Annotated in this window: 16 protein-coding genes; 11 read left to right on the forward strand and 5 right to left on the reverse strand. The window is 41.3% G+C overall.

From position 1 onward, the window contains the following. Positions 1 to 295 precede the first annotated feature (295 nt). Positions 296 to 2,080 (reverse strand): sensor histidine kinase, encoded by a 1,785-nt coding sequence (locus BLV50_RS23460; protein ID WP_063567908.1) that lies wholly within the window; start codon positions 2,078 to 2,080, stop codon positions 296 to 298. Then, positions 2,077 to 2,757, reverse strand: a complete 681-nt coding sequence (locus BLV50_RS23465) for a response regulator transcription factor (RefSeq protein ID WP_063567909.1) — start codon at positions 2,755 to 2,757, stop codon at positions 2,077 to 2,079. The genes BLV50_RS23460 and BLV50_RS23465 overlap by 4 nt, the downstream gene beginning before the upstream one ends. 388 nt (positions 2,758 to 3,145) lie before the next feature. Here BLV50_RS23465 and BLV50_RS23470 point away from each other — a divergent pair, with 388 nt between their 5' ends. The 6 genes from BLV50_RS23470 (at position 3,146) to BLV50_RS33160 (ending at position 9,471) form a co-directional block, all read left to right on the forward strand. Continuing rightward, positions 3,146 to 3,796, forward strand: coding sequence for a hypothetical protein (locus BLV50_RS23470; RefSeq protein WP_063567910.1), 651 nt, complete (start codon positions 3,146 to 3,148; stop codon positions 3,794 to 3,796). Between the two features lie 134 nt (positions 3,797 to 3,930). Next, positions 3,931 to 4,839 carry a hypothetical protein gene (locus BLV50_RS23475; RefSeq protein ID WP_063567911.1) on the forward strand — a complete coding sequence of 303 codons (909 nt, stop codon included), beginning with the start codon at positions 3,931 to 3,933 and terminating at the stop codon, positions 4,837 to 4,839. A 4-nt stretch (positions 4,840 to 4,843) separates the two neighbouring features. Then, positions 4,844 to 5,455: an ABC transporter ATP-binding protein gene (locus BLV50_RS23480; RefSeq protein WP_063567912.1), complete on the forward strand. Its 612-nt coding sequence runs from the start codon at positions 4,844 to 4,846 to the stop codon at positions 5,453 to 5,455. A gap of 51 nt (positions 5,456 to 5,506) precedes the next feature. Further along, positions 5,507 to 6,724: an ABC transporter permease family protein gene (locus BLV50_RS23485; protein ID WP_063567913.1), complete on the forward strand. Its 1,218-nt coding sequence runs from the start codon at positions 5,507 to 5,509 to the stop codon at positions 6,722 to 6,724. A gap of 542 nt (positions 6,725 to 7,266) precedes the next feature. Next, the gene (locus BLV50_RS23490; RefSeq protein ID WP_218135422.1) at positions 7,267 to 8,715 is read left to right on the forward strand and encodes a pyridoxal phosphate-dependent decarboxylase family protein; all 1,449 of its coding nucleotides are present in this window, start codon (positions 7,267 to 7,269) and stop codon (positions 8,713 to 8,715) included. A gap of 507 nt (positions 8,716 to 9,222) precedes the next feature. Beyond that, positions 9,223 to 9,471 carry a hypothetical protein gene (locus BLV50_RS33160; RefSeq protein WP_218135423.1) on the forward strand — a complete coding sequence of 83 codons (249 nt, stop codon included), beginning with the start codon at positions 9,223 to 9,225 and terminating at the stop codon, positions 9,469 to 9,471. Between the two features lie 559 nt (positions 9,472 to 10,030). Here BLV50_RS33160 and BLV50_RS23495 read toward each other — a convergent pair. Continuing rightward, positions 10,031 to 10,609 (reverse strand): isochorismatase family protein, encoded by a 579-nt coding sequence (locus BLV50_RS23495; protein WP_063567914.1) that lies wholly within the window; start codon positions 10,607 to 10,609, stop codon positions 10,031 to 10,033. A gap of 130 nt (positions 10,610 to 10,739) precedes the next feature. On the opposite strand from BLV50_RS23495, the gene BLV50_RS23500 reads away from it, so the two are divergent. Next, a complete protein-coding gene (locus BLV50_RS23500; protein WP_063567915.1) occupies positions 10,740 to 11,621 on the forward strand; it encodes a TetR/AcrR family transcriptional regulator in 882 nt (293 codons plus the stop codon). A gap of 463 nt (positions 11,622 to 12,084) precedes the next feature. Here the strand turns inward: BLV50_RS23500 and BLV50_RS23505 are convergent, their stop codons facing one another. After that, complete coding sequence (locus BLV50_RS23505) at positions 12,085 to 13,731, reverse strand: RNA polymerase sigma factor (RefSeq protein WP_177031243.1); 1,647 nt, start codon at positions 13,729 to 13,731, stop codon at positions 12,085 to 12,087. Positions 13,732 to 14,811: 1,080 nt separating this feature from the next. On the opposite strand from BLV50_RS23505, the gene BLV50_RS23510 reads away from it, so the two are divergent. After that, positions 14,812 to 15,291 (forward strand): hypothetical protein, encoded by a 480-nt coding sequence (locus BLV50_RS23510; RefSeq protein ID WP_090810294.1) that lies wholly within the window; start codon positions 14,812 to 14,814, stop codon positions 15,289 to 15,291. Between the two features lie 68 nt (positions 15,292 to 15,359). Here BLV50_RS23510 and BLV50_RS23515 read toward each other — a convergent pair whose 3' ends face one another. Continuing rightward, the gene (locus BLV50_RS23515) at positions 15,360 to 15,662 is read right to left on the reverse strand and encodes a hypothetical protein (protein ID WP_063567918.1); all 303 of its coding nucleotides are present in this window, start codon (positions 15,660 to 15,662) and stop codon (positions 15,360 to 15,362) included. Positions 15,663 to 15,825: 163 nt separating this feature from the next. On the opposite strand from BLV50_RS23515, the gene BLV50_RS33165 reads away from it, so the two are divergent. The 3 genes from BLV50_RS33165 (at position 15,826) to BLV50_RS23530 (ending at position 19,609) form a co-directional block, all read left to right on the forward strand. Further along, positions 15,826 to 15,963 (forward strand): hypothetical protein, encoded by a 138-nt coding sequence (locus BLV50_RS33165; RefSeq protein WP_161490658.1) that lies wholly within the window; start codon positions 15,826 to 15,828, stop codon positions 15,961 to 15,963. 750 nt (positions 15,964 to 16,713) lie between these two features. Further along, entirely contained in the window at positions 16,714 to 17,934 is a 1,221-nt protein-coding gene (locus BLV50_RS23525) for a TraB/GumN family protein (protein WP_090810296.1), read from the forward strand. Positions 17,935 to 18,379: 445 nt separating this feature from the next. Next, on the forward strand, positions 18,380 to 19,609 hold the full coding sequence (locus BLV50_RS23530; RefSeq protein ID WP_090810298.1) for a family 8 glycosyl hydrolase: 1,230 nt from the start codon (positions 18,380 to 18,382) through the stop codon (positions 19,607 to 19,609). Positions 19,610 to 19,831: the final 222 nt, after the last annotated feature.

Below are 19,831 nucleotides of genomic sequence, written 5' to 3' on the forward strand. Positions count from 1 at the left end.
TCCGACCGGTGTTTTACATGTCGGTTTTTTTGAGCCCAAACAATAACGATGGTGCTAAAAACTATTTAGTAAATACCAGTAGTTATGTTATTGATCGTGCCAGGCAGTTTGAAGTGTTCTCGGTTACGTTTGATGTCATGTGATTTATACTTACTCTCGATGTGGCGTGGATTTTGTCACGTATAATTAAAGACCCAGCACGCTCCTCACATCAATGGAGTATGCTGGGTCTCGTGTTCCTCAGAGTCTACGCGAACAAATCCTGTTTACTCTGATCTAATGAATAAAAGCAAGGTCAGCTGCTTTCGAATTGAGTTGCAAGGGGGAGTGTAAAATAAAATTTCACACCAGATGGTGTATTCTCAGCTCCGAAGGTCTGTTGATGTAGCTGCATGATTTCCTTAACGATAGAAAGTCCAAGTCCTGTTCCCCCAGACGAGCGACTTCGTGCATTCTCTTCGCGGTAGAAACGGTTCCAAATCGACGGTAATTCACTGTCGGGAATTTTTGGACCCTCATTAGTGACGGAGACATAGACAGTACGTTCACTTCTGCTTAATTCAAAGTCTAAACGTATGGAGCTTCCTTCTGTGGCATAGTGAATGGCGTTACTCAGATAATTGAGCACTACCTGTTCAATTTTCTCGGGATCAGCCACGACAAGGAGACTCTTGTCCTCCGAGATAAGAATGTTTAATGTTTTAGCGTTAGAAAGTGGCTTCATATTTGCAGCAGTTTCAGCAATCAACTCATAGAGTAGGAACGTAACTGGCTTTAATTTGACAGTTTGAGCTTCAAGTTGTGTCAATTCCAACATGTCTAATACAAGCTTTTCCATTCGATTCGCTTCTCGTAGTATCGTTCGGGCGTACTGCTCCCTTTTATTCTCCGCAATGAAGTCAACCAGACCTTCCGCGTAACCTTTGACTACACTAATTGGTGTCTTCAACTCATGCGAGGCATCCGAGACGAATCGCTTCTGAATCACTTCCATTTTGCTCTTATATTCCATCTCCTCAACCAGCTTTTCATTTGTCAGCTGTAGTTGGTTCAAAGTGCGTTCTAGATTCGATGATAGGCTGACAAGGCTAGTGGACAAGCTACCAAGCTCGTCTTTGGTTTTTATTGGGGATATCGCCGTGAACTCGAGTTTCGCCATTTGGGCTGCGGTCTGATTAAGTTTGAGTAGTGGGCGAGAAACCCATTTGGAAAATAGAAAGGACAAAACCACGATCAGCAGCAGTCCACCTACGATGCTAAAAAAAGCATAGTACATTTCAAGCGCACTAAATGCCTCTTCGAGCTGCGTTAAAGGTGTCAACGCAAACAAATACCCTTGGGTAACGCCGTTAACGATAATTGGCTGGATAAACACGAGATTTTGAACGCTGCTTACGGCTTCTTTCCATTCCGAATGAAAGGCTTCACCATTGGCCACTTGTTCTGAATACTCTTCTGGAAGGGGAAACCAAGCTTTGAGTGCGGCGGCCATGATTCCCTCTCGGTTATTCCATTGTCCGGGCTTGGGCAAAAGTATGGACACAATAGAGCCATGCACCACCTCTAGTCTTTCTGTGTTCACATTGTTAGGGAGGGTGCCAATCGATGGCGAATACTCCTTCGTGATGACGTATGGCGAGAACAATTTTCTGTTTTGCTCATCGTAATATTCTCCTTGAATTGAGACACGGTCATCTTTTTGCAAGCCGTACTGCGCAAGTTTTGATAAATCGGAAAAGAAAGAAGTGGAAACAGCGATCCTCTCACCGCTATCTGTTTCAATCCACAGTTTAAAGGGATTGTCATAACGAATCTGTCCTTGCTTGTCCAGAATTGCTATTTGTACGTGATTTTGCGTAATGAAACGTCCCATGACAGAAGAAATCCTCTCCATTGGAAAATTCTGTTGACTGTAATACGAAGCGAAGCTGGATAGTTTTTTTTGAAGATCCGAAGCTCGCTCATTCTGGTAGAATCGTTCAAAAAAAAAGAAGTGGCCGGAGATGACTATTGCAAAAAATATGATATAGAATACTAAATTGGCAGCGAATAGCTTGAACACGATTCCCCTAGACTTCATGAAGGTTCCTCGAATTTATATCCAATACGAAAGACGGTATGTATATATTGAGCGTCGTCTTTCAGTTTTTTTCGCAGATTTTTGACATGGGTGTCAACAACTCTAGAATCTCCATAATAATCTATTCCCCAGACAAGGTTGAGCAGATGCTCCCGACTCAAAGGTAAGTTTTTGTTTTTCAGAAAATGAATCAGTATATCGTACTCCTTATAAGACAACTCAATCATTTGTCCGTTAACTTCGACTGTGCGTTTATTTTCATTAACGATAGTGTTACCGAAACAAAACAGGAAATTTTCCTGACCGACGGTTTGTTCTACTCGCTTCATTAACGTTTCAGCACGAGCCACTAGCACTCTGGGACTGAATGGTTTGGTAACGTAATCGTCTGCTCCCAATTCAAAGCCCAGCAATTTGCTTTCCTCTTCAAATTTGGCCGTCAGAATGATGATAGGTACAGTAGAGGCAGCTCGAATTCGTTTGCATACACTCCAACCGTCGATTCGGGGAATCATCAGATCTAGTATGACTAGATTTGTGGGCCTGGTTTTAAATAAGTCCATTGCCTCCTCACCATTGGCCGCCTCCACAACCTCCCATGATGATTTTACGAAATAATCGTTGACCAGTTCGCGAATGGATTCTTCATCCTCGACCAGCAATACAGAACGTCTCACTAAATTTCCTCCTATTTAACACATGAATTACACAACTGTTTAGTATTATAGCAAAAGTGATAATTATCTAAATTTTGTACATTTAAGATGAATTAATTAATAAATTTATAATACATATAATTCTATTTTATTTAGTAAAGAGAGGAATCAAATAATACTCATGCCTATTGTTACCGACAAAGGGTCACCCTTTTTAAACAGCTGAGAGGCAAGGTGTAGTAAAGTTGTTCCTTTTGGCAATCTTAAGACAGGTACTATTATAAATTATTATTTTAATAATTCCTATTATTTCTTTATAAAGAAAATAAAGGTTTACTAATTTATGAGATAGTAGTATTATTATGGAAGACAAATCATTAACTAAAAAACAATTAAAGGAGAGTTATTCTTGAAGAAAAAATTGCTTGGTCTAGCTATTTGCACAATGATGCTTAGTCTCCCTCTTAATGCTTTTGCAGCAGAGGATATCTTGGACACTAACAATACCATTATTACGAGTGAACCTGGGTCTGTTGTAGATACAGGACAAAGTTCTGATGGTTTTGATGATTTTGTTATTACGCCGTTTGGTGCAAGTGATCGTTATTATTTCGATGATCCATCGCCAGTACCTACCAGTGACAAAGGGAAATTATATTCGCATGCAGAAAGACAAAAATTTGGCGAACAGAGTGGTAATGTAAAAACGTATCGCTATTATATCTATTCCAAATATGAGGGTAATGCGACAGTGGAAAGTATTTCTTCTGAATGGTACACCACAGCAAAATTAAGAAGTTCTGCTACAATGACATTGAACACATCTTTGGGTACACAGGGGAGTTCAATTTCTGCCGGAATTTCATCTACATGGCAAAATGTGAAGTCTCCAACAAAAACATGGACGAACTCCAATGGTTCCAAGACTACATATGAGCAGTCCAATTTCGCGGTTTCTCCTGTATCCGATTTATATAGCGATGATGTGAGTATTGTCCATACTTCGAAATTGAAATTGAAAGGTGATGCGAGACCATATAGCTTGCAATCAGGAGTATAATATACTTATTTAGGTAGGAAATCTGGTTAATGATATGTCTGAATGATTTTAGGAACTGATAAATCTACGTCCTGTCGTTGTAAAACAGGGCGTAGATTTTATTCGTATAAGCCGAGGTTAAATCGGGAGGGAATATGAAGAAAATAGGAGCATTTTTGTGTGTTATCTTTTTAATGATCGTCATTACAGCTTGCAATAAAGGAAATGATATGGAGGCTAATCCATACAAGGACGAAGTGAACAAAGAAAATGAGATTTTCCTTTTTAATATAACCAAACAGCAAATGGGTAGATACAACAAGGATTCATTACAATGGAGAGCACTATATGAGCAGGATAATTTGTTTCAGTATGTGTTTGGCCATACTAGCAAATTTGTTGTAAGTGGTCATAGCGTTGAGAATGAGTTTGTATTGTTTGATGTTAGCGACGATCAAAAAAAGATCACAAAGATTTTTGATATGAAAAATAATAAGGATGCTTTTTTTCCACTTGCTGATGATGGACAAAAGTATTATTACGTTTTATATGAGAATGAAAAAGATACAGATTCGATAAACAGAAGCGTATTTACATTTGATGAAAATAACGAAATTCAAATTTTATTCAACACGAATGAAAAAATCACTTCAGGCACTATCGTTAATTCAACACTTTACTATACAGTATACGAACCTGGAAAAGACAGTTACACGGTGTATTCCTTTCCATTGAATGGAACGGATAAGCAAGTAAGTGTAGTTAAGCAGGGCCAACCAACCAGGGAATTATACAATTTCCATAACAAGCTCTTTTTTTCAAACGAGAATAAAATTTTTAATGACACCCGTTCGTTTGATAAAAAGGATGAAAACTTTTTTGTAAACAATTTACTTGTCCAGATATATTCTGATACCAATCAAGACCTGATCTGCACTGTAATGGATACGGAAAATAATGAAATGCTAGGGCGCTACAAATATCCTATCAATTTCGAAGTCAAAAACAATACACTATATATTTACTGTGAAGGCGGGATATATACTTTGGAGATTGGGGGTTAAGTGGTTGACTATTTCCTTAAAGTCCATACATCTTAAGTATGGAGAAAGACTTGTACTATGTGAGCTTAACTATCAATTTAACAAGGGTGTTTATTTAATTAGTGGGGAAAGTGGCAGTGGAAAAACAACATTATTAAATCTAATTAAAGGTTATGTGCAACCGGATAAAGGCGAAATTGAGAGAGGTAATTCGACTATTTCTTATATGATGCAAGAAACGATGTTATTTTCCAATTTAACCGTGTCTGAGAATTTCATGATGAAATATGCTCTTCATCATGCGTTGGAAGATGAAAAGTATAAATCAATTCTATCAAATGATATGACTAACATCGGATTGCCAATTAACTTGTTGAATACTAAGGTGTCCTCCCTTTCTGGAGGGCAAAAACGAAAGTTAGAGTTGTTGTTGATTTCCTGTGATCCATCAGAAATCATCTTACTTGATGAACCTGTTGCCAATCTGGACAAAGCAAGTATTCAACAGATTGTTGCTTATGTTGAAAGTCATTGGTCGGACGAGAGAACGGTAATTATATCCAGTCATAGTGAAATGAATTTTGAGGGTCCAGTAAATAGGTTGCTTCTGGATCAGGGAACGTTAAGAAGTATTTAATTGACTTAAATTACGGATCAATTAAGTGTATGGAACAAATGGAGGAAACCTATGAATCCAATTCAAATTCATAAATATATTATTAAAAAATCAAAAAAAACATATTATAGGATGGTAGTAATAGTTTCTTTGATTTTTATTATTATTTCATCTTATGCTTTTTTTTACATGTTTAATCAATTGGCGAATAAAGAAAATTTCTATAATAACACCAATGCTCATCTTATTAGAATTGAAGGAAAGATGAGCAATAATATTTTAGGCAAACTAAGCAGCGAAGATGTTGAACAAACAGAATACATGTTAAGGGATCGCGGAGAGCGGTATAAGCTATCCAAAATATTTAAATTATCAAGCGGAATTATGAATGCCTCAGACAACAAAGGAATGATCCTGTATGGCCTTGATGAAACATTCTCAAACATGCTTAACCAGCATTTTGAGATGAAAGACAACGTTTTATATTCCGAGACGGGATTGGGAGAATTGTCAATAATTATTCCCCATATTCAGTTTACAGAACAAGGGGACATCCAATCTAATTCTTTTGATGAGAAAACATTCCAACTGAAAAATATTTATGACGCAGTTGATAAATCCAATATGGCTTATTTCTTTTCACGTAAGGTCAATGATCTTCCTATGGTGTTTGCTACACAAGATACCCTAGTGGATATTCTGAATATCATGTTTAAAGACAACATGAAAGAAACCGATAACGGAGAATTACACTCATATAATAGTATTTATGATTTCATCGACGTAGAGGAAGTGTTGATCTATATAGATGATATCCAATCATTAGGTGAACTCGTTGAACAGTTTCGAAGTTCCGACTTTCTTGTCTCATATGCATTTGACTCCTTTGAAAGTTTAAGCACAGATTTATGGAAATCTAACATGCTCTACAATATTATTTTGGTGTTGCTTGTAATGATTAGCATGATTTATATCGCGCTAACCTATCGTAATTACTTGAAATCACAGCAAAAAGATTTCGGCATATTTAAAATATTCGGATATTCCGATCAAAGTATTTGCAGAATATATAATCAAGTGTTATTTAAGCTTTTTGGGAGTGTATTCGTTATAGCTTTCATATTCAATTTGATCATATGTTTCAACAGATGGGGTACGTTTATGTTAATTTTTGCTCTTGAATCTTTAATGTTGTTGTTCATTGTATGGTTCATCAGTCAATACCAGATAAGAAGGGTTATCAATAAAGGAGTTTTATTCCTGGTTAAGGATGATAAGGAGTTCGAATGATCCTACTCAAGAATATTTGAGAAGTAAGAAAGCAAATTAAGTCTGAAATATGCTGCATCCTATCTAAAGGATCACTACAAGAAAGACTAGATTGTTATAGTTTTTTTTGTATAGAAACATAGTCCCATTCGAAGTCGCTATTCTAGCGACTTTTTATTTTATTGGTACAAGTTCTTGTACCAAGCCAGGAACAAGAACTTGTACCGATTGCCGAAATGGACAAGAACATGTTCCCATTACCGATTAGGTATGTAACTAATCGGTTTTAGTCTCTTAATTTAGCTTAACGTGCAGGGGGCCCATCGATAAAATAAATGTGATTGAGCGAATAAGGGGAAATCAGTATGAATTGAAAAGGTGAAATTCGCCTAAAGTAATAGTTGCCACGATTTTATTGTCATATTGCAGAAATTTGTAGTTAGCTTACGCTGAGATTGAGGAATATAAGCAAAGTGTGAGGAGTGCGAATTGATGAGCAAGATATCAAAAGGATGGTAATGTTAAAATAAATTTGTCTTAAATTCTTACTGGGGGCGGTTATTTTGATAAGAAAAACACAAACGGATAGTAATGACCTGAATGAAAATTTTCGCTCTCTTCTTGAGCGTACTCAGGTTCATGCTGTAGATTTTCTCAACAAATTGGACAGCCAGTCTGTCGGTGCAACTACAGACACAGATACATTACGTCGTCGATTGGGCCTTCCACTTGGCAATGATGGCATTCCCGCCGAACGGGTGATTGACGAGTTGGTGGCTGCCACGGAAGGAGGACATTTGGGCTCTGCAGGGGGCCGTTTTTTTGCATGGGTGATTGGTGGTGCACTACCATCAGCACTTGCAGCCGATTGGCTTACTTCCACCTGGGACAATAACGCAGCTCTATATGCATGCGGGCCTGCCGCTTCTGTAGTGGAAGAGATTGCCGGAGCATGGGTCAAGGAGGTACTCGATTTGCCTAGCACAGCTTCGCTCGCATTTACCACCGGCTGCCAGATGGCGCACTTTACTTGTCTCGCCGCAGCACGTCATGCGCTCCTTCGAGATAGGGGGTGGAATGTGGAGCTGGACGGGTTGAACGGAGCACCCTCAATCCGTATTCTAGCGTCTGAACAGCGTCATGGAAGTATCGAACGAGCTCTGCGCTTTCTAGGTATCGGAACAGCTGCCTTGGTTCCTCTCACTACCGACGAAGACGCGCGTGTCACAGCAGATGTGCTGTCCACAGCACTTAAGGCTTCTGACAGCCCAACGATTGTTATTCTTGACGCAGCGGATCTTAACGTAGCCGCAATCGATCCGTTCAGCGAACTTATCCCTATCGCGCGAGCAGCTGGGGCATGGGTGCATATCGACGGTGCATTTGGACTTTGGGCGCGAGCAAGTGGACAACATCGAAGCAAACTGGCAGGAATCGAACTGGCGCATTCATGGGCGACGGATGCGCATAAGTGGCTTAATACACCGAAGGACAATGGGATAGCCCTAATTACTGATTCCGATGCACATCGCGCTGCAATGGGGATTAGCGCAGTCTATCTGACCCATGATGAGGAAACACGCGACCAAATTAACTGGACGCCAGATTGGACTCGACGCGCACGAGGCTTTGCGGTGTATGCAGCGTTGCGTGAACTTGGTAGAGCTGGCGTGGCTGATCTCATTGAGCGGAGTTGTAATCATGCCGCAGCACTCGCGAGCGGTATTGCAGCGTTGCATGGAGCCGAGATGGTTTTTGCACCCACGCTGAACCAAGCACTGGTCAGGTTCCTCTCTCCAGAAATCAATGCTACAGAAGAAGATCATGACGCTCGCACCACCTCAGTGATTGCCGCTATCAACGCGGAAGGAACGGCATTTTTCAGCGGCACAGTTTGGAGAGGGCGGAGTGCAATGCGAATCAGCGTTGTCAACTGGCGCACGTCGGACACCGATGTGCATGCGACAGTAGCCGCAGTCGCGCGCGTGCTCGCCAGTATGGACCTTAATTAGAATTTTTGTGGGGCAAGACAAGCAGTCAATAGTAGGTTTGTAACTGGAGAATGGGACCCGTATAAATGAGTTAATTTATACAAATTAGTTTATGTTTTTTTAACCTTGATGGGCTAATTGCCTTCAAGGTTCTTTTATTAAGGTATAGTTCATAACAAGACATTTTTCCTGTGAGAAATGTATAATTAATCAAAGAAATTGTTATAGTGATAGCATCATCCCAGAACAATAAAGACGAATAACTTGAGATGAACATTTGTCGAGGGACAAGAACATAGTCCGATTTCCGATTAGATGTATATCTAAATATAGGTAGTGGAGCTCTTTTGAGTGACTAGACGCTAAAGGCTGAATTATGATCACGATACGAGCTTCAATGCACGCAAGTATTTCTACTGGAACCTGTAATCCCAATTGAAATGTGTATAATAGATAATTGTACATTTATTCGTTAAGACTTGTGCTTTGTTTGCATTGCCAGAGACGAAGCTATTTTCACCTTATATTGTGAGCGTATTTAATAGGATGTTCCTGAGCAGTTTTATTTGGAACTGGTGGTGCTCCGTTACTTCTATAAAAATGGGAGAAGGGGAGCATAACAAAGAGGAAGACTTGCTTGGTTGTCGTTTTTCTATGATACTCATGGCATCCATGCTAATAACAACTGTGTTTCTTCTGTTTAATGCACCATTCTTAAGACTATTTGGTGCCAGTAATGAGATTTTATCATTCGCTAATGAATTTTTAAACATTTAGCTTTTTGGAACTTTAGGTGTACTCATTTCTCTGGGATTAGATTGGTTAATTGCAGCACAAGGATATGCAAAACAGCTATTCACGGTATTTGTTGCTGCGGTTGTGAACATTATCCTCGACACCATTTTTATTTATGGTATGAAGTTGGGCATAGTGATTTTATAGCGCAGCTACCCATTAGTCTGTTCATCAACGATCTAGAGCTTATTGTACTGAAGGCTAGACTAATGAGAGGGGCCAAAAGCTTTCTGCCCCGAAAAAATCGACGGACGTCCAAATTATTTAATGGCTTAAATAATCCGTGTTTTAAGCAGACGAAGGTAGCTCTGTTCATGGAACAACTATTAAACTCTAGATAGGATTACATAGAATGGTGAACCAACTAAAATTAGGTAGTGATCTAAGTGCTAACAGATTAGAAAAGTAACACAAAGCAAAGGTACCTGGTTGCGTACCTTTGCTTTAACTTAAGAGAACGGTGTCGTAAAAGTTACCATTGTATCATTCTCGATGAGTGCTTGTTAGCAGACCTATCATCTATTAAGTTCTTTTATGTGGATCATGATTGAAGCGCTGCACAAGCGAGAATCTCGTCGGTAGTACGGATTCGGCCGATACGTGGAAAGATGACTTTGCTGACGTGCTCATGTTCTGCCTCGCTGAATCCGGTCATTGCGTCTATTGCAAAAATCACCTGATACCCATGAGCAAATGCTTCTCGCGCCGTTGTATCTACCCCGATCCCTGAAGCAATTCCACAGAGTATGATCGTAGTAATGCCTCTCCGGCGTAACTGCTGATCCAGATCCGTCCCGTAAAATGCACCCCACTGACGCTTAGTAATTAGATGGTCGTTAGTAGTGACTCCAATTTCAGGTACAATTTCATCCCATCCAGGTACCAGATTGATCGCTGGCGGTTCTTGATCCAGCAACGGATGGGGCATATCTTTGAAATCTTTCGAAGAAACACGTACGAGTCCAACGAAGGCACCAACCTCACGGAAAGTTTGAACCATGGCAGCGGCACGTTCGACAACTTGTTCTGCTGAATGAGGGGCGTACTGGTTTCCGATCCATTTCTGCAAGTCGATTACGATTAATGCCGTTTTAGAAAATTGATATAAATGCTCTTTCATGTTAATCACACTCCAATTTCAATTTGATCATCCTTAATAGTAAGTTCATAAAATTGAACTTTTATTCATTGACTTGGTGTTCATAATTTTGTACTATAGGTTCAAAGTTGTCAAGAGGGGATGCTTGAGCATGAGCGTAACGAAGCAAGATATTATTTATTCGGCTTCTAAAATGTTTAAAGAAAAAGGTTACCTGGGAACATCCATTCAGGAAATCGCCCAGGACTGTTCCATAGCAAAGGGCTCCGTTTACAAATATTTCCCTTCTAAAGAGGATTTGTTGTGTGAGGTTTTCGACCATTGCCAAATGGCTTATTTTGATCGGGCTGAACGTTTGAAAGATATCGGAAAGGGAAGCCCTCAGGAGAGACTAGTGGATCAGATTGTATTTCGTTTTCAGTATTTCATGGAATATCGTCATATTATGGTGGATTTCATTGATCTGCCAATTACGCAGTACGAAACATTCAGCAAATTGAGGAATCACGTTCGCGAGCGAATGATGGAGTGGCACAGATCATGGCTTATAGAAGTTTACGGCCCTAGAATTAAGCCGTTTCTCTGGGATTTGGTCTTTATTTATCGGTCTTTTATTAAAGATTATCTGCAGCGCGTCATCTCCGAAGAGAATTTATTGTCCATTGAGGATACAGCTTGGTTTATCGTTGATAAAATGGATGCGTTAGTCAACCACATGTCCAAGTTAGGTTCGAATGGGCTGCTCGGGCAAAGCGCATATGATACATTTATTCATTCAGGCTCAAATGACTGGAATAGAGAAAAAAAACGGATCACCGAAGAGTTGCTCAGCAGAGTGATTGCTATCATTGATGTCTGGAAGGGGGGGGCTGAACGCCGTAAGGAATTGCAGGAGATTTTACAATTGTTGAATAGCGAAATTGCTCAGACTAATCCAAAGAGGTCGGTTATTCAAGCGTTGTGTGCTTACCTAGAACAAGAGAAAGAACTAAGGAGTTCAGTTATTCAGTTAAAGCATACCGTCCTATCCTAGGTAAGGAATATTGGTGTTGGTTAGAGAAATGTGATTGTTCCAATGATGATAACTATAGCGGTATATTTAAATAAGGTTGCACAATTGTTGCTTTAATAATTGGATTTGAAGAATAATAACATTGGAACCATGTAAATTCAATATTGCCCGTAAATTCATTCAACTAACGGGCAGTTTTGCTGAATAGATCTGCCGAGTAGTGGAGCATTTGGCCTCTCACGGTTGGTTGCGGACAAGAAAGATAAAAATCATAAGGTAAAGGAGAAATCTGGCAGATACGATTGCGATCAAAAACTACCCATGACGCACATGCGTTATGGGTAGTTTTTGATCATTTCCATACGTTCAGGAGGGGGCCACGTGAAATAGCGATGTCCTAATCACTTCGTTGGACAGACAGAGTTTTGTGTAAAAATGGCCACCGCCCGGAACGGCCTTTCTTCATATACATTTCCGAACTGACTTACTTGACCGGCCCCATCCAGGTTGAGATCGTCTTCTGCTGGTGCGGCAACGGCGGTTTCAACTTCCCGTTATCGACCAAATGCTTCAAAATATAAGCGACAAGCCGGCCTCCGCCGGTGTTGCCTCTCACCATGTAAGCAAGCTGTGGCTCCAAATGCTTCGGCTGATTTTGCAGGAACAGCTTGAGCATTTTGTCGTAGAGCTTGCCGACAGCAGGCGCATACAGAGCGGACAAATCCGGCATTGCCTTGTTCAACCGATCCAACGTTTGCGGAGAGTCGATCCAAACCGCATTGAACTTGTACCCCTCCTCCGTCTTGCGGATGTACCCCTTCTCCAGCAGGAACGAATATTGCTCGCCGTTCTCTTCGTTGTCGGGCAGTTCCCCTTGTTGGAACGCATGACAAATCTCGACATTCCGGTATTCCAGGAAACGCCAATCCATCTGGCGGTCACTCCAGTACGTATTGAATTGCCACAAGTATAAGGGAGTGTCTTCGACGTAGCGGAGCGATGGACCGAAGGTGACGTAACTACTCAAATCAAAACCCGGATCGGCATCGTGGCTCCGGTTTAACGCCGCATAGGCAATATACTGACCTCCGTCCTTTCGCATTGGTGCGACCGCATCGAAGTTTTCGCCCGCCGGCATGCTCCGCCAAGATTGCTCCTCGACGTTCTTGGGCAGCAAGGTCCAGAGCAGGAAGTTATAGTCGCCGTCCGGAACGTACACTCCGCTATCCTCGACTTGCCGGCGAACTTCAATTAACGAGTCAAAATGAACATCGGCCACTTCGGCGGCGCAATCTTGCCAAAATTGATGACCGGCTACGGCCAACTCGAAGAGGTCCCAGACGATGGTATTGCTTTGATATTTGCCGGGAGAGGTTTGGATGAGAAAATTGTAATCGGCCAGGTGCCGGACTTCGCCTTCCAGCAAAGACGGCGGCATTCCAAGCTCCTCCGCGATTTGATGTACGGTACGCGCCTTGTGATAAGCCGCGTAAACGATATTTTGCGCCAAGGCGCGTCCAAGAAAATCGTTGGTTTCGCCCAGTCTGCCGGCCGAACCGGAATGGCCCATTTCCCCCATGCTGACCGGATTGACACTTAAAGTTCCTGTTGCACGCATACGTTTCATTCCTTTCCGTAACTTCTTTTTAGCCTCGCTCAAATGCCACTTCACCGTGTTGACAGGAATGTTCAGAGCAATCGCGATATCGCCGATTTTAAGCTCGTCGTAGTAATGCATGACCACGATCCGGCGATGGATGTCGGACAGAAACGCGACTTCTCGGCGGAGCTCGCGGTAAGCTTCGGTTACCAGCAGCCGGTCAAGCGGCTCCCGGGAAGGGGCAGCAGACAGTTCGGACATGCCGTTGATTTCGAACGCTTGGGGAGCGTGCGCACGCTTTTTCAACCAATTCACCCAAGTGTATCGGGCAACCGTCCAGACGTAAGCGTCAAGGCTTCTAATGTCCCGCACCCCAGAGAAGGATTTCAACAACTGCAGCATTATCTCCTGAGCCAGATCCTCCGCCTCGGCCCGCTGCTTGACCCGGTTTAAGGCAAAACCGAAAATCGGTTTGACATAGCTCCGAATCGCTTCCGCCGCTTCTTTTCCGTTTTTACTAATTGAATCCATCTTTTGCCTCCATAGTTGCATCTGTAATTCCTGACAATTATATAGTGTGCCAGGCGAAATAAAGGTTGGGATTATTTTAAAAAACATTTGGACGTCCTACCGGATCAATCATACACGTATAATTACAAACATCATGAGTAGGTCATTTAAATGGTTAAAGAGACGTTATGAATTTTTTGTTAAACAAGATGAAGATTACTTTAGATGTAAAGGTCTCACTTTTAGTATATAAATATACTTCTTTTCCGTTCAACTATGGGAGGATACAAACTAGGAGCACGAGCCGAAGTTCTTGTTCGGGTACTTGGGGTACTCCTTCGTTCCGTGGTTAACCAGGAGTGGTCTGGATTAATTATTCAAATGCATAATAGAGGCTCATTAAACTAACGGGAAACGATAGCTCATACAACAAACAAAGCAGCTGACCAAAATGATCGGCTGCTTTTATTTCAAAATAACAGGAAGATTATTTTTTAATCAAGTTAAAATTTGCACTTATTCTCAAGAGGTACATATCATATTATTGTAGACATTGGGTCTACTTCTGTAGGAAAAGGTTAGCCCGCCGATTCACTCCCGGCGGGCTTTATTATTGTACAGCTATTCGGCACAACAGACTCAACGGAACTCAGATATACGATAGGTCAATGACCGGGAACCATCCGTGAGATAACTCTACTTCATACCTATGTATCGGGGCAGCTTCACGTTCACCATTTTTCAGTATCTCTTCAGCAAACAACGCCCTTCTTTGATAACACGTTCATATATCCTCCAGGTGAAACAAAATGGAACGGTTTACCTTCTGATTCGCCCGATCGCTATCCGGCGTGTTGTCCATGTTGGATGGAACATAATAATACCTAGAGGAGAATTGAGATTTAATGCGTAAGGAAATGCATTTTATCGTAAACTGATGTTCACATGCACTTTAAATGCTAGTATAATAAAATTAGGAAAATAAAACATTTTATAGTTGAATCTTTTCCTTAACAGACCTTATCGATTCGTTCAACATTTGGGTGAATATAATGTTTTAAAGTAGGAAATAATTATTGTTATAGGAAGGGCGAGGATAATATGTTTAAAAAAATATATTTAATAGCCTTTGCAGTGATTATTATTTCAGGAGTGGCATTAATATCGAATTCAAAAGCAGACACCTATTCAGAAATGGAAACCGTAAATAAGACAGATGAAAATCCTGTTAACACTAATTTTTCAACAAATAACGTGAAATCCGTAGAATCCGAAGAATCAGTAAAAAACGTAGAATCCGTAGAATCAAAAATCGCAAAAGGGTATTATAGTCAACTATATACACCTCATGGCATGTTCGTGCGAGCAGATGAAAAAAGTATCTTTAAGGAATCGGAGATAGCAAGAAATTTAGATCAAATCGGGCCTAATACGAATCAACTAATTTTTGAAGGCGAGTTTTTTTTAAAAGTAGATGAAGCAGAATTTCTTAAAAATTATCCCAATTCGTTGCTCTTAAATAAAACCTTAAATGATGAAAACCCGACTGATACTGATGTTCCATCAAGTTCATCAAAATAGTAATTTCACTTCATAAATAAGGAGCCATTGTTTTCGACAATGGCTCCTTCTTGGCCTTCTTGTTTTACTTAATCATTGATTGATCCATATCCACTAGCAGTTGTAGTTCCAATACTTTTTATTTGCAAAGCATAAGTACCCGCTTGAACATTGGAAAAAGTTATTGTTTTAGTAGCACTTGAATAGTTACCAGCGATTGGTATGCTATTTTTTTCAGAAGCTCTCAAAGTATACTCGATAGATACAGTCCCGCTACCATTAGTGGGATACTGGGCAAGCTTTATCGTTATATCTCCGTAAGAGTAGTGGTTGAACCATTCTTTAGTTGTATAGTCATCAGATGAAAGAGGCCCAAAGGAATAGTTTTGCAACCGCTGAAGGTCCTCTTAAGTACCTTAAAGGAATTAGTGGTTCTCGAATGCTTGCTTAAGATTTGATTTCCGAGGTCATCCCTACGAAGTGAAGTAGATTAGGAGTGAGTTGGTGTATCTTATACGATTGAAACCAAACCACAATGAGTCTTTGTTGAGTTACTTGAGTAGAACTGCTGAAGCGAACGAGTTTTCTTTGATTGATGTGATCAAGGATGTGAAAAGTAAAAAGTACACCTTACGAATCGATCGACTGTATCTTATAGATCATCACCCTCATGTGAAGCAGGAGTTAGGTTAGAAGAATAGTAGGCGTTGGGATTTATTCCTGAAGATAATGAACTGGTAAGAGTAAAGGCCCAAGCATTGCTAATATCGCAATTTACTTGGACCTAAAATTAAGATTTACTATACTCAATAGAATTATTTTTTATTTTGTGGGACAAGTTTCTCGTAGGCTTCGGTATCGAAAGTGTCAGCTTGAATAAGCCACTTATCATTTTTATTTACTAATGACAGTCTTCCTTCTAATGGAACAGTCTCATTACTTATAACGCAATAAGATAGAGACAATTACTAATATAAACAGTTAATAAATTGGATATATGAGTTAAATTTAAAACAATAGCAAAAGACCGCTTCTCAAAGTAAAAGAGAGCGGTCTTTTGCTGTTGGTACCTTAGGATTATCCGGTTTAATTCGTCAACAATTTTATGCATAAATATACAAATGAGGATTTGCTGTTTTTCTCAGCATTTGTGAAAAAGATGGAGATTCTATAACGTTAGCGTTAAGTTACTCTCGGTAAATATGAAAAAATGACTTGATTTATAAGGCATTTTCGATGATTTTTCTCATTAATTATGACAACACACAACACGACGTTATTAGTGGTTCAATAGAACCTTTTTGATCCAGAACGGAAATGGCTTGAGTAATTAAAGCAGAGAAGGTGCTATGCAATAGAGAGGAGCATCTTCTCTGCTTAATTCATAATAATCCAAATATCTTTTATTCAAATTACTATATTGCTTAAAGGAGAACACATAATATGAAAAACTGGAAACGCATTCTCTTGTCTCTAACTATTTCGGTCGGTTTGCTCGCATCGGCAGTACCGGCTATGGCCTCTCCGCAAGAGACATCGGTAAAGGTGAATGACGAAACGGTTGAATACACGGCGGGTGCACCGATCAACGATAAAGGAACAACACTTGTGCCGCTGCGCTCCACGCTGGACGCAATGGACGTGAAGCTGACGACAGCAAGAGATGATACAATTACAGCCGTCGTTAACGGCAAGACGATTACGTTGAAGAGCAAGCTTACACGTATTAATGGCGTAACATATGCGCCGATTCGAATTGTAGGGGATGCGGCAGGTTATGAGGTCCGTTGGGATGCTGCTGCACGCACAGTGCTGCTGGTTTCCAAAGGTGGCGAAACAGAAACTGTTCAAACCGGTGGACGTGGCTTCATGTGGGAAGTCGAAAGCAACGGCAACACCGTGTACCTGGTAGGTTCTATGCATATTGCAGATGAAAGCTTTTATCCATTGCGTAAGGAGTTTGAAGAAGCCTTTGCCGAGGCGGATTACTTAGGCGTAGAGATCGATATCAGCAAAGCGGCTGACGAAGCGCAGCAGAAGATTGTTCTGGATCTGGGCTCGTATCAGGATGGCACAACACTGAAAGATCACATCTCCAGCGAGACGTATGCTCAGGTGGGAGACATTTTGAAGAAGAATGGATTGGAAGCGAATGCACTGGATACCTTTAAGCCTTGGGTAGTGGAGAGCACACTGGCCAGCCTGAAATCCATGAAAGCGGGCTATGAAGCTTCTTCGGGGGTTGACCTATACTTCATACAGAAGGCAATTGAGCGCAAACTTCCGGTGATCGAGTTGGAATCCTATGAATCTCAATTGGGAATGTTCAATGACTTCTCCAAGGAGCTGCAAGAGAAAACATTGAAAGCGACTTTGGACAATTTTGATGTGTTGGATGACAGCGTGAATCAAATGGCCGAAATGTGGAAGACAGGGAATGACGAACAACTGTTGGAGCTGACGAACAGCTTCTCTGATGATGAAGAATACAACAAAGCAATGCTGATCGACCGTAATGTTGGAATGGCTGATAAAATTGATGGTTACCTGAAAAACGGCAAGGGTGAAGAGTACTTCATCGTGGTTGGTGCAGCGCACTACTTGGGTGATCATGGGATTGTGAAGTTGCTGAAAGATAAAGGATATACAGTGGTACGAAAATAAAAGAATTATAGCTCCTTATATGGAAGTCTGGTATTCTCCCCAGATGGTAGACAATAGTGAAAAAAGAGATCGTATAAAATCCCTCTCAAGCACTGGAAGCTTGAGGGGATTTTGTATGCCTGCGAAGAAGCAAGTAGTCGTCTATACGTGAGTGAATGAAGGCTTGATATTGAATTAATTAGGGTAGAGAGGGGTGATCTCTACCAAAATGTCGAATCAGGACTTTAGATTCAATCTCAGAAAGGCCTATTTACAAATATTAGAAAATCATTTAAAATAAATGTAAGCGTTTTAAAAGTTAAAGCGCTTTAACTTTTAGGCGGAGGTGATTGTGTCTCGCGAGTATCGAATCATGGTTTCTCCATCAAGATGCTGCATTGAATTTTCGGCTTAAAGGTTATGTCATGGATCAAAACCCATTTGGACCTAAAAGGAGCGTAAATTTATGAGAAAAAATAGGGGATTTTCAGTTAGCAGCAAGGCTGTTATGATGTGTTGTCTCGCTTTTCTTCTGATTCCGGCGAGCTTTGCTTTCGCCGCTCCAAACAAGCCGTTTCCGCAGCACACGACATATACCAGCGGCTCGATCAAGCCTAACCATGTTACGCAAAGTGCGATGGATAGCTCCGTGAAAGCGAAATGGGACAGCTGGAAATCGGCTTATCTGAAAACGGCGGGCACAGGCAAGTATTATGTGAAGTATCAGTCCAACGGGGATACCGTATCTGAGGCACACGGGTACGGAATGCTGGCAACGGTTATAATGGCCGGTTATGACGGTAATGCGCAGACCTATTTCGACGGACTTTATCAATATTATAAAGCGCATCCGAGCGCCAACAATTCGAAATTGATGGCATGGAAACAAAACAGCAGCTTCCAGAACATTGAAGGCGCCGACTCGGCCACGGATGGAGACATGGACATTGCTTATTCGCTCCTGCTTGCGGACAAGCAGTGGGGTAGCAGCGGCAGTATCAACTACCTTCAGGCCGGCAAGGACATCATCAATGCCATCATGCAAAGTGACGTGAATCAGTCCCAATGGACGCTGCGTCTTGGCGACTGGGCAACGGATAATACGTTCAAAAATGCTACCCGTCCATCGGACTTTATGCTGAATCACTTGAAGGCGTTCCAGGCAGCAACGGGTGATGCCAAATGGGCGAACGTGATCGACAAAACCTATACCATTGTCAACTCCCTATACAACGGGTACAGCTCATCAACCGGATTGCTTCCAGACTTCGTCGTTCTGTCGGGCTCGACGTACAAGCCAGCTTCAGCCGATTTTCTGGAAGGTGCGAACGACGGCAGCTACGATTACAACTCGTGTCGTACGCCTTGGAGGATCACAACGGATTACCTGATGACTGGTGACAGCCGGGCACTCAGTCAGCTCAATCAAATGAATAGCTGGATCTCAACCAAAGTAAGCGGTAATCCTAGCAACGTAAAGGATGGTTATAAACTCAACGGCACGGTTACAGGTTCCGGCGGCAGCGGCGCGTTTTATGCACCGTTTGGTGTCAGCGCTATGACCTCGTCCGTGAACCAAAACTGGCTGAATTCCGTCTGGACCAAAACGGCCGGCAGCTCCAATGAAGGCTACTATGAAGATAGCATCAAGCTGTTCTCCATGATCGTGATGTCCGGCAACTGGTGGACATACTAAGCAACTTATAATCCGATGATTGCTCATATGCAAGCAGGCCGCGAGATTAGCTCCGGGCCTGCTCTTTTTATGGATAGAGAGCTAGGAGAATGTATTTAATGATTGATTTAAGAAAGCCTTATAGATAGCCTTATAGATAGAAAATGCCTAAAAACAACAAACCGCCATATCTCAGGAAATTCTGGGATATGGCGGTTTCTCTTAATGTGAAAGTACGTCGAT

Source organism: Paenibacillus sp. 276b, from assembly GCF_900107875.1.
GTDB classification, from domain to species: Bacteria; Bacillota; Bacilli; order Paenibacillales; family Paenibacillaceae; genus Paenibacillus; species Paenibacillus marchantiae.